Origin of the sequence: Mesorhizobium huakuii (assembly GCF_030160235.1) — a bacterium.
Lineage (GTDB): Bacteria > Pseudomonadota > Alphaproteobacteria > Rhizobiales > Rhizobiaceae > Mesorhizobium > Mesorhizobium huakuii.
In genome coordinates this window covers 88,513-102,035 of the sequence record NZ_BSNY01000035.1, presented here as the reverse complement: position 1 = coordinate 102,035, position 13,523 = coordinate 88,513, and the positions used below count along the sequence as shown (strand labels likewise).

Annotated in this window: 15 protein-coding genes; 10 read left to right on the top strand and 5 right to left on the bottom strand. The window is 64.3% G+C overall.

All coding sequences use genetic code 11. The features are described from left to right. Positions 1-5 precede the first annotated feature (5 nt). Positions 6-974 carry a malate dehydrogenase gene (mdh, locus tag QQK95_RS19265; protein WP_032932253.1) on the bottom strand — a complete coding sequence of 323 codons (969 nt, stop codon included), beginning with the start codon at positions 972-974 and terminating at the stop codon, positions 6-8. Between the two features lie 234 nt (positions 975-1,208). On the opposite strand from mdh, the gene QQK95_RS19260 reads away from it, so the two are divergent. Next, positions 1,209-1,637 (top strand): GNAT family N-acetyltransferase, encoded by a 429-nt coding sequence (locus QQK95_RS19260; RefSeq protein ID WP_284275627.1) that lies wholly within the window; start codon positions 1,209-1,211, stop codon positions 1,635-1,637. A gap of 36 nt (positions 1,638-1,673) precedes the next feature. On the opposite strand, the gene zapE is transcribed toward QQK95_RS19260, so the two are convergent. Together zapE and QQK95_RS19250 are read right to left on the bottom strand one after the other, a co-directional pair. Continuing rightward, positions 1,674-2,891 carry a cell division protein ZapE gene (gene zapE / locus QQK95_RS19255; RefSeq protein WP_284275626.1) on the bottom strand — a complete coding sequence of 406 codons (1,218 nt, stop codon included), beginning with the start codon at positions 2,889-2,891 and terminating at the stop codon, positions 1,674-1,676. Between the two features lie 80 nt (positions 2,892-2,971). Further along, positions 2,972-3,511, bottom strand: a complete 540-nt coding sequence (locus QQK95_RS19250; protein ID WP_284275624.1) for a protease inhibitor Inh/omp19 family protein — start codon at positions 3,509-3,511, stop codon at positions 2,972-2,974. 236 nt (positions 3,512-3,747) lie between these two features. Here QQK95_RS19250 and QQK95_RS19245 point away from each other — a divergent pair, with 236 nt between their 5' ends. From QQK95_RS19245 to QQK95_RS19205, 9 genes are all read left to right on the top strand, one after another. After that, the gene (locus QQK95_RS19245; protein WP_284275623.1) at positions 3,748-4,800 is read left to right on the top strand and encodes an MBL fold metallo-hydrolase; all 1,053 of its coding nucleotides are present in this window, start codon (positions 3,748-3,750) and stop codon (positions 4,798-4,800) included. A gap of 71 nt (positions 4,801-4,871) precedes the next feature. Then, the gene (locus QQK95_RS19240; RefSeq protein WP_284275620.1) at positions 4,872-5,438 is read left to right on the top strand and encodes a hypothetical protein; all 567 of its coding nucleotides are present in this window, start codon (positions 4,872-4,874) and stop codon (positions 5,436-5,438) included. An 88-nt stretch (positions 5,439-5,526) separates the two neighbouring features. Beyond that, entirely contained in the window at positions 5,527-5,688 is a 162-nt protein-coding gene (locus tag QQK95_RS19235) for a DUF1328 family protein (RefSeq protein ID WP_010912345.1), read from the top strand. Positions 5,689-5,832: 144 nt separating this feature from the next. Next, positions 5,833-6,717, top strand: coding sequence for a diaminopimelate epimerase (dapF, locus tag QQK95_RS19230; protein ID WP_284275614.1), 885 nt, complete (start codon positions 5,833-5,835; stop codon positions 6,715-6,717). Continuing rightward, positions 6,717-8,057, top strand: a complete 1,341-nt coding sequence (gene mtaB, locus QQK95_RS19225) for a tRNA (N(6)-L-threonylcarbamoyladenosine(37)-C(2))-methylthiotransferase MtaB (protein ID WP_284275613.1) — start codon at positions 6,717-6,719, stop codon at positions 8,055-8,057. Before dapF ends, mtaB begins: the two co-directional genes overlap by 1 nt. Positions 8,058-8,069: 12 nt before the next feature. After that, positions 8,070-10,022, top strand: coding sequence for a signal recognition particle-docking protein FtsY (gene ftsY, locus QQK95_RS19220; RefSeq protein WP_284275611.1), 1,953 nt, complete (start codon positions 8,070-8,072; stop codon positions 10,020-10,022). A gap of 45 nt (positions 10,023-10,067) precedes the next feature. Continuing rightward, positions 10,068-10,742 (top strand): septation protein A, encoded by a 675-nt coding sequence (locus QQK95_RS19215; protein ID WP_284275609.1) that lies wholly within the window; start codon positions 10,068-10,070, stop codon positions 10,740-10,742. A 16-nt stretch (positions 10,743-10,758) separates the two neighbouring features. Next, positions 10,759-11,379, top strand: coding sequence for a pyridoxamine 5'-phosphate oxidase family protein (locus QQK95_RS19210; protein WP_284275606.1), 621 nt, complete (start codon positions 10,759-10,761; stop codon positions 11,377-11,379). 40 nt (positions 11,380-11,419) lie between these two features. Further along, a complete protein-coding gene (locus QQK95_RS19205; RefSeq protein ID WP_284275604.1) occupies positions 11,420-11,950 on the top strand; it encodes an NADPH-dependent FMN reductase in 531 nt (176 codons plus the stop codon). Positions 11,951-11,995: 45 nt separating this feature from the next. On the opposite strand, the gene QQK95_RS19200 is transcribed toward QQK95_RS19205, so the two are convergent. Then, on the bottom strand, positions 11,996-12,202 hold the full coding sequence (locus QQK95_RS19200) for a tautomerase family protein (RefSeq protein ID WP_013892236.1): 207 nt from the start codon (positions 12,200-12,202) through the stop codon (positions 11,996-11,998). Positions 12,203-12,364: 162 nt separating this feature from the next. Continuing rightward, a complete protein-coding gene (locus QQK95_RS19195) occupies positions 12,365-13,285 on the bottom strand; it encodes an SMP-30/gluconolactonase/LRE family protein (RefSeq protein WP_284275581.1) in 921 nt (306 codons plus the stop codon). Between the last annotated feature and the right edge of the window lie 238 nt (positions 13,286-13,523).

Sequence of the window (13,523 nt, the reverse complement as noted above, 5' to 3'; positions counted from 1 at the left end):
GGGATTTACTTCGAGGCGAGCTGCGGCGCGATCTTGACGCAGGCCTCGGTCAGGCCCTGCACGGTCGCCACCGAACTCTCGAACATCTTCTGTTCGCTCTTGTTGAGGTCGATCTCGATGATGCGCTCGACGCCGCCGGCGCCGATTACCACTGGAACGCCGACATAGGTGCCCTTGACGCCGTACTGGCCGGAGAGGTGGGCAGCACAAGGCAGCACGCGCTTCTTGTCCTTGAGATAGGCTTCGGCCATCGCAATCGCCGAGGCCGCCGGCGCGTAGTAGGCTGAGCCGGTCTTGAGCAGGCCGACGATCTCGGCGCCGCCGTCACGGGTGCGCTGCACGATCTGGTCGAGCTTCTCCTTCGAGGTCCAGCCCATCTTGACGAGGTCGGGCAGCGGAATGCCCGACACCGTCGAATAGCGGATCATCGGCACCATGGAATCGCCGTGGCCGCCAAGCACGAAGGCCGTGACGTCCTCGACCGAGACCTTGAATTCCTCGGCCAGGAAATAGCGGAAGCGCGCGCTGTCGAGCACGCCGGCCATGCCGACGACATGGGTCTTGGGCAGGCCGGAAAACTTCTGCAGCGCCCACACCATGGCGTCGAGCGGGTTGGTGATGCAGATGACGAAGGCCTTGGGCGCGTACTTCTTCAGACCGGCGCCGACCTGCTCCATGACCTTGAGATTGATGCCCAGCAGGTCGTCGCGGCTCATGCCAGGCTTGCGCGGCACGCCGGCGGTGACGATGCAGACATCGGCGCCCTCGATGCCGGCATAGTCGTTGACGCCGGTCAGCCGGGAGTCAAAACCATCGACCGGCGACGACTGCGCGATATCGAGCCCCTTGCCTTGCGGAATACCCTCGGCAATATCGAACAGCACCACGTCGCCGAGGTCCTTGAGGCCGATCATGTGGGCCAGCGTGCCGCCGATCATGCCCGAGCCGATAAGCGCTATCTTGTTGCGTGCCATGTGAGGATGTTTTCCCTTTGTCTGTGACTGCGCCCAAATCTTTGACGACTTGATGACGGCGTCGAGGAAGAGGCCGGAATGCTGAGGAAACCCGCGAGATTTCGCCGCACCCAATAGCCTCGGTGCGAGATAAATTCAAACGATTATTTTGGAGTGAGCATTTTCAATCGGTTAGATGGATTGGGATTTACGTAAACGTCAAATTTTGTAAGTCGACTTGGGAGAATTTACACAATGAAGATGGAGATCGTAAGGCTTGAGGCCGGCGATGACGCCCTTGTGATGCGGATCGCCGAGGAAGTGTTCGACGAACCGGTCAGGCCGGAGCGATTGGCAGCCTATCTCGGACAACCCGGCCATTTCATGGTCGTGGCGCTCGTCGATGGCGTGGTCGTCGGCCAATGTGCCGCCGTCATCCATCGCCATCCCGACAAGGTCAGCGAACTCTATATCGACGAGGTCGGCGTATCGCCCGCCTTCCAGCGCAAGGGTATCGCGCGCAAAATGCTCGACGCGATGTTCTCGATCGGCAGGGAGAATGGCTGCGAGGAGGCCTGGGTCGGCACCGAACCCGACAACCTCCCGGCCCGCGCGCTCTATGAGTCGCGCGCGGAGCCGCATGGGGAAGCGGAGAGTTTCGTCATGTATGCATACGAGCTGTAGTGACCGGGGTCTTCGCTCTGCTTTGGGTCCATCTGCTTAGAACGACGAAGGTAGGGCTTGAGCCCGCGGCGCCTCCGCCGGCGCCGCCTTCGCCTTCCGCCGCTCCGCCCAGTCCTCCAGCCAGTCGCGGCTCTGCATCTCGATCAGGCGTGAGGCCGTGCGCTCGAACTCGAACACTTCGACGCCGCGCTTGGCCACATAGAGCTCCTGCGGCGCGGCCTCGGCGCTCACCACCAGCCGCACATGATGGTCGTAAAGCGTGTCGATCAACAGGATGAAGCGCTTGGCTTCGTTGCGCTTGCCTTCGCCCAGCACTGGGACGTGGTCGATGAAGACGGTCGAGAAGCGTCCTGCGATAGCCAGGAAATCACGCGCCCCGAGCGGTTTTTCGCACAGATCGGCGAAGGAGAACCGCGCCGCGTCGCCCGCGGCAGCCGGCACCAGAACCTGCCGGCCCTTCAGCGTCAGCGATGTCGCGGCGGTCGGCGCGCCGCGCGTCATCGTCCGCCACGCCTCGTCGAGTGCCCGGTCGGCCGTGTCGTCGGCTGGCGTGACATAGACCGGCGTGCGGGTGAGCTTTTCCAGCCGGTAGTCCTTGTCGCTATCGAGCGACAGCACCTGCGCGTGCCGTTCCAATATGCCGATGAACGGCAAGAACAGCTGGCGGTTCAGCCCATCGCGGTAGAGATTTTGCGGCGCAACGTTCGAGGTGGCGATCAGCACCACGCCATTGGCGAACAGCGCCGAAAACAGCCTGGACAGGATCATTGCGTCGGCGATGTCGGTGACCGAGAATTCGTCGAAGCACAGCACCCAGGCCTGCTCGGCCAGCGCCTTGGCAACCGGCGGGATCGGATCATCTTCCTTGACGTCGCCATTCTTGCGCGCCTGCCGGTGCTTCTGGATGCGGTCCTGCACATCGGCCATGAAGTCGTTGAAATGGACGCGGCGCTTGCGCCGGACCGGCAGCAGCTCGAAGAACATGTCCATCAGCATGGTCTTGCCGCGGCCGACGCCGCCATGGATGTAGAGGCCCTTGACGACGTCCCGTGTCTCGCGCTTGCGGGCGAACAGCCAGCCCAGCGCACTGGATTTGTGCGCCAGCCGCTTTGCCGAGATTTCCGATGTCAGCCGGTCGAGTGCCGCCGCGACGTGTTCCTGCGCGGGGTCGCGTTCGATCGCGCCGGTATCCACCAGATGGTCGTAGCGCTGCCTGACGGTCGCATGGGTCTGGAGGCCGTCACGCAGATGCATCGGTCACGTCGTTCTTCTCATGCATGTCGTTGCCCCAAACCGGGGCCCCAGTTTGGGCGACATACCCCGGGGAGGTCGGGCTACCTTGTAAGCGAAATCGGCTGACCGTTGGAAGTCTGGCCGTCGAATTTCGTGCCGCCCGACGAATAGAGCCGCGCCAGCGAGCCGCCATTCTCATCGTAAAGCGTCAGCTGCTTGCCGGCGACGTTCCACGACTTGATGCCGTCGATCGGGGCCGGGCAATGCAGCGGTCCGGCGCGGAAGCCGGCGCCGAACTTGGTCTGCGGGGTCGCGATCTTGCAGGTCTGGCCGGAAACGCTGGCGTTCCACACGCCGGCGACGCTTGCCGCGCTGAGATCCGAAGCTCCGGCGGGCGCCTGGCCGTCGGGCGGCAAGGACGCAACCTGCGTGTTCGCCGGCGCGGTCGGGAACTGCGACGGGTCGGTGGTGCCGGGCGAGGCCGGCGGCGGCAGCTGGTTGGAGGTCACCTGGCCGGCCGGCGCCGGCTGCAGTGGCGCCGGCTGCTGGTCGTCCATGGACGAGAAGCGCGAGGTTGAGCAGCCACTCGCAACGAGCGCCGCCAGCGATACGGCCACCAGACCGCTTTTCGAAAAATTCATTACAACCTCCGTCGGATCCGGCTGGGGGGAAGCCGTCCGCGCAATATCACCCTCCACCAAGATGGAGAAGGTGGCGAAATTTCAACCCGATATGGTTAAAATAGGGTTTGCGGCAAGATTGTTGCAAATTTATCGCAATCTCAACGTGCCGTGCCTGCCCGTCGCTCAAATCCGTGGATCTCGGCCGCGATCGCGCATTCGCCCTGCAAATGCTTGCGCCAACCGGCGCAACGCCTATGTCTAGGAGCCGAAACCCGCTGGAGCATACCTTGGCCGCGAGAAAGAAAGCCGCCAACCGCTATTACAGCGGTCCGCCCAGCGATCATTTCGATGGCACCTTGTTCTTCAATCCCGGCGGCCGGATGCCCGGCCGCTTCACGGATCTGCTGAAATGGCAGTTCAACGGCCAGCGGGCGAAATGGCCGGCGACCAGTCCGAGCCCCTTTCCGCCGGCAAGGCCCGCCGCAAAGGTCGAAGGCACCGATCTCACCGTAACCATGGTCGGCCATTCGACCTTGCTGATCCAGACGGCCGGGCTGAACATCCTCACCGACCCGGTCTGGTCGCAACGCACCTCGCCGTTTTCCTTCGCCGGGCCAAAACGCGTCAATGCGCCGGGCATCGCCTTCGACGATCTGCCGCCGATCGACCTCGTGCTGGTCAGCCACAACCATTATGACCATCTCGACCTCGCCACGCTGAAGCGGTTGAAGGAAAGACACGATCCGCTGGTGGCGACGCCGCTCGGCAACGACGTGCTGATCGGCGAGGCGGTTCGCGGCATGCGGCTTTCGGCGCATGACTGGGGCGACCGGATCGATATCGCTGACCGCGCCGCCATCCACATCGAGCCCGCGCATCACTGGTCGGCGCGCGGCGCCCGCGACCGGCGCATGGCGCTGTGGGCCGGCTTCGTCATCGAGACGCCGGGAGGCAAACTCTATTTCGCCGGCGATACCGGCTTCCACGATGGCATCAATTACCGGCTGATGGCGGACAAGCATGGCGGCTTCCGCTTCGCCATCCTGCCGATCGGCGCCTATGAGCCGCGCTGGTTCATGGCACCGCAGCACCAGAACCCCGAGGAAGCCGTGCAAGGCATGAAGCTGTGCAAGGCCGCCTTCGCCGCCGGGTGCCACTGGGGCACTTTTCAGCTCACCGACGAACCGATGGACGAGCCGGTCCGGAAACTGGCCGAGGCGCTGGACGCCGAGGGCCTGCCGCGGGAGCGCTTTCGCGCCTTGCAACCCGGCGAGGTCTGGCATGTGCCGGAGATCGAGCACGGCTGAAGTCCGCATTGGCCATTTACGGCACCATCATTTTCGCCGATGGTCCGCCCTCAAGACAAAGGGGAATGCAGATGAAATCTATCCTTGCAGCGCTGATGGTGCTGGCAATCTCGGTGCCGGCGGCTTTCGCGGGTGAAATCACTGATCGCGCCGCCGATGCCGAAAAGGCGCTGCAGGCAGGTGACGGAGCCGGCGCTCTGGAGAAATTCCGCGGCGCCGAGGAGGCCTTATGGCAAGCGATGCCGCTCGCCGTGCAGAATGTCAAACAGGTCGATTCGGCCGGCGGCTTCGGCATCTACAGCGAGCGTGCCAACCACATCTACAAGCCAGGCGAGAAGGTCGTGCTCTATATGGAACCGGTCGGCTATGGCTATGGCTCGGACGGCCTCGGCAACAGCCAGATCGCGCTTTCCGTCGACCTCACCGTGCTTTCCGACACGGGCGAAGCTCTGGGCACTTTCGAGAAGATCGGGAGCGTGCAGGTCGCTTCGCGCTCGCACAACCGCGAACTCTTCTTCAAGCTCGACCTGTCCCTCGATGGACTGCCGCCCGGCAAATACAAGTGCAACTTCCTCATGCATGACCAGAACTCGACCAAGACGGCGCCGTTCAGCACCGATATCGAGATCGCCGGCTAGATTTTTCGCCTCGCAAACCGCGGGAACCCAGGGGCGACAGAAGCGTTCTTCATGCGGTTTCAAATCTGTCGGTTTGCGAGGCATTCCCATGATCAAATGGATCATCATCCTGCTCATCGTCGCCGCCGCGGCGAGCCTGCTCGGCATGCCGGCACTGGCCGGAGCCGCCGCCACAGGCGCGCGCATCCTCATCGGCATCGTTCTCGTCATCTTCCTGCTGGTGGTGCTGGGCATCTTCGCCGTGACCTAAGTCCGGCGCCTTCGCCGTGACCAGTCCGGCATCTTCGCCGTGACCAAGTCCGACGCCTTCGCCGTGCTGAAGACGCCTGCGCACTGGTAATTCCCGCCCGTTTCCGCCATATAGCGCCAAACGGACACGGAATTTCGCGGAGCTATGGCAAGCACTGCCCCTTTCGCCAAGATGAACGGCATCGGCAACGAGATCATCGTCGCCGATATGCGCGGCCGTGCCGATCAGGTGACGGCGGCCGCCGCCCTTGCGCTGAACGCTGATGCCGCGACCCGCTTCGACCAGATCATGGCGATCCATGATGCGAAGACGCCGGGCACCGCCTACTATGTCGACATCCTGAATTCCGACGGCACCAGTGCGCAGGCCTGCGGCAACGGTATGCGCTGCGTCGTCCAGGCGCTCGCCGCCGAGACCGGCCAGAAGACGTTCACCTTCGAGACCCGCGCCGGCATTCTCAACGCTAGGGAACATGCCGACGGCACGATCTCGGTCGACATGGGCGTGCCGCGTTTCGGCTGGCAGGAGATTCCGCTGGCCGAGGAGTTCCGCGACACCCGCATGATCGAATTGCAGATCGGCCCGATCGACGCGCCGGTGCTGCATTCGCCCTCCGCCGTGTCGATGGGCAACCCGCACGCCATCTTCTGGGTCGACCGCGACGTCTGGTCCTACGAGCTCGAGCGTTTCGGCCCGCTGCTCGAAAACCACCCGATCTTCCCCGAGCGCGCCAACATCACCATTGCCCAGGTGACGTCGCCCGAAAGCATGATCATCCGCACCTGGGAACGCGGCGCCGGCATGACCAAGGCCTGTGGTTCGGCCGCCTGCGCATCGGTGGTGGCCGCGGCCCGCACCAGGCGCACCGGCCGCAGCGTCAGCCTTTTGACCCCCGGCGGCGGCACGCTGCATGTCGAATGGCGCGACGACGACCACGTCATCCTGACCGGTGCGGCCGAGTGGGAATTTTCCGGCAGCTTCGATCCTTCGACCGGCACCTGGGCCCGCGACACCGAAAGCGCGGCCTGATGTCGGTTGCTCTGTCCAGGAGCCCGGATGTCGACGGCTCCCTTTCCGAGACCCCCAGCCGCATTGATGTGGTAACCTTCGGCTGCCGTCTGAACACCTATGAATCCGAAGTGATGCGTCGCGAGGCCGAAAGCGCCGGGCTCGGTGCGCTGGAAGGCGGCGCCGTGATCTTCAACACCTGCGCCGTCACCGGCGAGGCGGTGCGCCAGGCCAGACAGGCGATCCGCAAGGCGCGCCGCGACAATCCGCGGGCGCGCATCATCGTCACCGGCTGCGCCGCGCAAACCGAGCCGGAAAAATTCGCCGCCATGGACGAGGTCGATCTCGTGCTTGGCAATGAGGAGAAGCTGAAGGCGCATTCCTACCGCGCGCTGCCGGATTTCGGCGTCAACGACACCGAGAAGGCCCGCGTCAACGACATCTTCTCGGTGCGTGAGACCGCCGGCCACATGGTCGACGCCATAGAGGGCCGGGCGCGCGCCTTCGTCCAGGTGCAGAATGGCTGCGACCACCGCTGCACCTTCTGCATTATTCCCTATGGCCGCGGCAATTCGCGCTCGGTGCCGATGGGCGCCGTGGTCGAGCAGGTCAAGCGGCTGGCCGGCAATGGTTATGCCGAGATCGTGCTGACCGGCGTCGACATGACCAGCTTCGGCGCCGACCTGCCGGGCGCGCCGAAACTCGGCAAACTGGTGAAGACCATTTTGAAGCAGGTGCCCGACGTGAAGCGCCTGCGGCTATCCTCGATTGATTCCATCGAAGCCGACGACGATCTCCTTGATGCCATCGCCACCGAAGCCAGGCTGATGCCGCATCTGCATCTGTCGCTGCAGTCCGGTGACGACATGATCCTGAAGCGCATGAAGCGCAGGCATCTGCGCGACCAGTCGATCCGTTTCTGTGAGGATGTGCGCAAATTGCGCCCAGCGATCGTCTTCGGCGCCGACATCATCGCCGGCTTCCCGACCGAGACCGACGCCATGTTCGAGAACTCGATCAAAATCGTCGAGGACTGTGGCCTGACCCATCTCCATGTCTTCCCGTTTTCACCGCGCGAAGGCACGCCCGCCGCGCGCATGCCGCAGGTCCGCCGCGAGGCGGTCAAGCAGCGCGCCGCCCGGCTGCGCGCCGCCGGCGAAGCCGCGTATCAGCGCCATCTGTCTTCACTGCCTGGAACGCGCCAGTCGATCCTGATCGAGCGCGACGGGCTTGGCCGCACCGAAGGATTTACCCTCGCCGCACTCGGCACCGGCGCGCCGGGCGAGATCGTCGAAGCGAAAATTACTGGCCACAATGGCGCCCGGCTCAACGCAGTGCCGCTTGCCGCACGCGCCGCCTGAGAAACGCAAAGCATGGCTGGTTTTTTCAAGAAGATATTTTCGTTCGGCAAGAAAGAGGTTGTCGAGGAGCGCGTTGACGAGACCGCTCCGCTGCCGCCGATCAAATGGGACCAGCTCGATGCGCTGAAGCCGGCTGCCGAACAGGTCGTTCCGGAATTTCTGAAGCGCGATGAACCCCTGCCCGAGGCGGAGGTCGCGCTTTCACCCGCCGAACCGGAAGCAACTGCTCCCGAACCATCGCCTGTCGAAGAACCGGCACCCGAACCCGCTCCGGCCATCCCGCCGGCGCCTGAGCCGACGATTCCCGCCGAGCCGGAACCTCTGCCGCAGCCCGCGCCGCAAGAGGAACCGGCACCCGCGCCAGAACCGCCGGAGCCGCCGGCGCCCGAGGAAATTCCGCTTCCCCCCGCCCCGGAGCCTGCCCCCGAACCGCGGCCGCAGGAAGTCCCTGCTCCGGCGCCTGCCGAGCCGGAGATTGCGCCGCCGCGCCCGGAAAGGCAGCCCGAACCGGCGCCGATCGAAGTACCGGCCCCGCCTGCCGAGGTTCCGGTCGAGACACCAGCACCGGTCGAAGTGCCGCCGCCGGCGGCTCCTGCAGTACAGCCAACTTCGAAGGTTAGCGCCGCCCCTCATCCGCCTGCCGGCACCTTCTCCCCGTACAAAGACGGGGAGAAGGAAGCTGCCAGTGACGCCGCGCCTTCTCTCGCAAACATTGAAGAAGAAGCCTCGACGCCGACACCCCAGTCTCCCCGTACTTCACGGGGAGACGGTAAGTGCGAGGGGCAGCGCGAGCGCACGCAAGATTTGGCACCCGCTGCCGAACCCGCGCCAGCGACTGCCGCGCCTCAGGCCCCGGCGGCGGAAATCGCCCCGCCGATTCGTCAGCCGGCGCCGGTCGAGACGCAGCCCGTCATTGCCGAGATCGCGCCCGAGCCGCAGCCCGTCCCACAGCCGAAGCCGGAACCGAAGCCCGCTCCCGGCAAGGTGACCGTCGCCAAAAAGGTCGAGCAGAAGGCCGAGCCGGTCAAGGCGCCGGAGCCGGCGCCACGGCGCTCCTGGTTCCAGCGCATGCGGGACGGGCTTGCCCGTTCGTCACGCGAACTGACCGGCAACATCGCCGGCGTCTTCACCCGGCGCAAGCTGGACGAGGACACGCTGCAGGACCTGGAGGACGTGCTGATCCGCGCCGATCTCGGCATGGAGACAGCACTTCGCGTCACCGATGCGCTGGCTTCCAGCCGCTACGGCAAGGATGTCTCCGACACCGAAGTGCGAGCCATCATGGCGGCCGAGGTGGAGAAGGTGCTGACTCCTGTCGCCATGCCGCTGGAACTCGACCTCTCGCACAAGCCGCATGTCATCCTGGTGGTCGGCGTCAATGGCACCGGCAAGACCACGACCATCGGCAAGCTGGCGGCAAAACTGACCGATGGCGGCCTGTCGGTGATGCTCGCCGCCGGCGACACCTTCCGCGCCGCCGCGATCGAACAGCTGAAGATCTGGGGCGAACGGACGAAATCGCCCGTCATCGCCTCCAAGCTCGGCGCCGATGCCGCCGGCCTCGCCTACGACGCCTTCGAAAAGGCCAAGGAAGCCGGTTCCGACGTGTTGATCATCGACACCGCCGGCCGCCTGCAGAACAAGACCGAACTGATGGCGGAGCTGGAAAAGATCGTGCGCGTGCTGGGCAAGCTCGATCCGGAAGCGCCACATACCGTGTTGCAGACCGTCGACGCCACCACCGGCCAGAACGCGCTCAACCAGGTCGAGATCTTCCGCAACATCGCCGGCGTCAACGGCCTGGTGATGACCAAGCTGGACGGCACGGCGCGCGGCGGTATTCTGGTGGCGATCGCCGCAAAGCACAAATTGCCGGTCTATTTCATCGGCGTCGGCGAACAGGTCGACGACCTCGAACCTTTCTCCGCAAGCGAATTCGCCAGGGCGATCGCTGGAGTGGCGTAACGGCATGATCCCGTTTCAACGGGATCGTGCGTAAGAAGGAAGATCATGAACCCACCCATTCTCGAACGCGATCCGTCCGACCCGCAGAAAGAGAAGAAGGAAGGCGTCAATCCCGTGCTCAAGCTGGTGCTGGAGCTTGGGCCGCTGCTGGTGTTCTTCTTCGCCAATGCGCGCGGCGAATGGCTGGTGCGGAAATTCCCTGTTCTGGGCGAATTCGGCGGCCCGATCTTCGTCGCCACCGGCCTGTTCATGGCCGCCACGGCCATCGCGCTGATCGCCTCGTGGCTGCTGACGCGCACTCTGCCGATCATGCCGATGGTCTCGGGCGTCGTCGTCTTCATCTTCGGCGCGCTGACGCTCTATCTGCAGGACGACATCTTCATCAAGATGAAGCCGACCATCGTCAACACGCTGTTCGGCGGCGTGCTGCTCGGCGGCCTGTTCTTCGGCAGGTCGCTGCTCGGCTATGTCTTCGATTCGGCCTTCAAGCTCGACGCCGAAGGCTGGCGCAAGCTCACCTTCCGCTGGGGCCTGTTCTTCCTGTTCCTGGCCATCGTCAATGAAGTGGTGTGGCGCAATTTTTCCACCGACGCCTGGGTTACCTTCAAGGTCTGGGGCATCATGCCGATCACGCTTCTGTTCACCTTCAGCCAGATGCCGCTGATCCTGCGCCATTCGCTGGACGACAAGGCAAGCGGGGAAGAGAAGGCCGGCAAGTAGGCAAACGGGGGGAGCCATGGAATTCGTCACCACGCACGAGGAATTGCGGACGATCTACAAGACGCCACGGCCGACCGACGGCTCGATCCGCAAGGAGCTGAAGGCACTCGACGGCCATTGCCGCTCCTTCATCGGCAAGAGCCCCTTCGTGTTGATCGGCTCCTCGGACGGCGAAGGCAATGCCGACGTGACGCCCAAGGGCGACAAGCCCGGCTTCGCCGCCATTCTCGACGACAGGACCATCGCCATCCCGGACCGGCCCGGCAACAACCGGCTGGACACGCTGGAGAACATCCTGCGCAATCCCTCGGTCGGCCTGCTCTTCCTCATCCCCGGCATGAACGAGACGCTGCGCGTCAATGGCGATGCCCGCATCACCGTCGACGCCGGTTTGCGCGAGCGCCTCGCCGTCGACGGCAAGGAGCCGCAAAGCGTCGTCGTGGTCACGGTCAAGGCGGCCTACATGCATTGCGCCAAAGCCTTCATGCGCTCCGATCTGTGGAAGCCGGAGAGCTGGTACGACCGCGCGACGCTGCCGACGCTCGGCCAGATCCTGCGCGACCAGTTGGCGGTTGCCGATTCAGCCGAGGTGACCGACAGCTGGCTCGACGAGGAATACAAGAAGACGATGTGGTAGGTTTCCCCGGCTCGATTCTCGCTGGACCGGTCCCCACACTGTGCTGAACCTCCTCGCCATCTCCGGCAGCCTGCGCGCCGCCTCCACCAACTCGGCCCTGGTCGCGGCATTGGCGCGCAACGCGCCTTCCGACTGCCATGTCACCGTCTATGACGGGCTCGGCCGCCTGCCGATCTTCAATCCCGACGACGAGGACGAGCGCACGCCGCGCGAAGCGACCGAGCTGATCGACGCCGTCACCAGCGCCGACGGCATCATCGTCTCCTGCCCCGAATACGCCCATGGCGTGCCGGGCGGGCTGAAGAACGCGCTCGACTGGCTGGTCTCGCGCGACGCGGCCGTCGCCAAGCCGGCCATGCTGGCCCACGCCTCGCCGCGCTCGCTGTTTGCGCGCGCCGCTTTGGCCGAGATCATGCGGACGATGTCGTTCGCGCTTTATCAGGGCGGCCTGGAGATTGCCCTGCTGGGCAAGAAGCCGCCGGAGGTTGAGGTTATTTTGGCCGAGCCGGGAAATGTGCTGGCGCTGCGCGATGCCCTCACGGCCTTCGCGGATTTCATCGGCTCGCATTGAGCGGCACAGTCTTTCCATTCTCCCACAAGAGGAGAAGGGAAAGAGCTACCCCTTCCGCAGCGTCTCCACATCGGTCTTGCCGACATACCAGTCGCGGGCATTGACCTCTTCGAAGACCACCCAGACATCGTCATTGCCGAGCCCGGTGGCGTCCATGATGGCCGCCGTGACCTTCTTGGCGATGTCAGCCTTCTTGCCTGCCGGATCGGCGGCGATCACTTCCTTGACGATGCGGATGTTGACGAATGGCATGACGCCCTCCCCTTGAATTGTGTCTGGTCCCGCCAGCCGGCTGCCTAGACATTCGCTCTGGCGAATCGCATGGCGGCGGTGCCGGCAACCGTAGCGCGGCAGGCGCTTCGGTAATACGCAGAAACGCCATCAACGGCCGCCAGAGGAGCGTGTCGAGCAGTCTCAAAAAGTCTTGGCCCCGTTCACCATCAGCCGCACCGAATAGAGCGAGGTGGTGCCGGCGATGTAGAGGCAGTTCAGCTTGGCGCCGCCGAACACGCAATTGGCGGTCACCTCCGGCACCTTGACCTTGCCGATCAGCGTGCCGTCGGGATCGTAGCAATGGATGCCGTCGGCGGCACTGGTCCAGATGCGTCCGTCGGCGTCGAGCCGGAAGCCGTCGAACAGTCCGGCGGTGCAGTCGGCGAAGACCTTGCCGCCCGAAACCTTCTTGCCGTGCTTGCCGACGTTGAACACCCGCATATGCGCCGGGTTCTCAGCGCCATGCGTGCGGCCGGTGTCGACGACATAGAGCAGGCTCTCGTCGAGCGAGAAGGCGAGCCCGTTGGGTCGCACCATGTCGGTGATGACGGCTTCGACGTCGCCGCTGTCGGGATCGACCCGGTAGACGTAGCAGGCGCCGATCTCGCTCTCGGCCTTGTCGCCCTCATAGTCGGTGTCGATGCCATAGGTCGGGTCGGTGAACCAGATCGAGCCGTCGGACTTCACCACCACGTCGTTGGGCGAGTTCAGCCGCTTGCCCTTCCATTTGGCGGCAATCGTGGTGACCGAGCCGTCATGCTCGGTGCGGCTGACGCGGCGGCCCGAATGCTCGCAGGTCACCAGCCGGCCCTGCCGGTCGACAGTGTTGCCGTTGGAATTGCCCGAGGGCTGGCGGAAGACGCTGACGCTGCCGTCCGTCTCGTCATAGCGCAACATGCGGTTGTTCGGGATATCGGACCAGACGACATAACGGCCGGCGGCGAACCAGGCCGGCCCCTCCGCCCAGCGACATCCGGTGAACAGCTTTTCCACCTGCGCGTTGCCGTTGAACAGCCGCGCGAAGCGCGGATCGAGAATTTCGTAATAGTCTGCGGCCGCCATGCATTTCCTCCCGGCATCACGTGATGCCGGATCAAGCCAGCCCGCGATCGATCTGGCAAGACACGCCCTTCGCAATTTGTATGACAAAACGGAGAGGAACGGACGTACGACCAGGCCGGCCTACGACCGGTAACGCAGGAAGCGCCTTTAGGACTCGATTAACCGGCTATGCGCTGCGCGCAATGGTGCATTGCAACATCTTCTTTTTGCAACGCACCAATCCTATGTCATGTTTCGT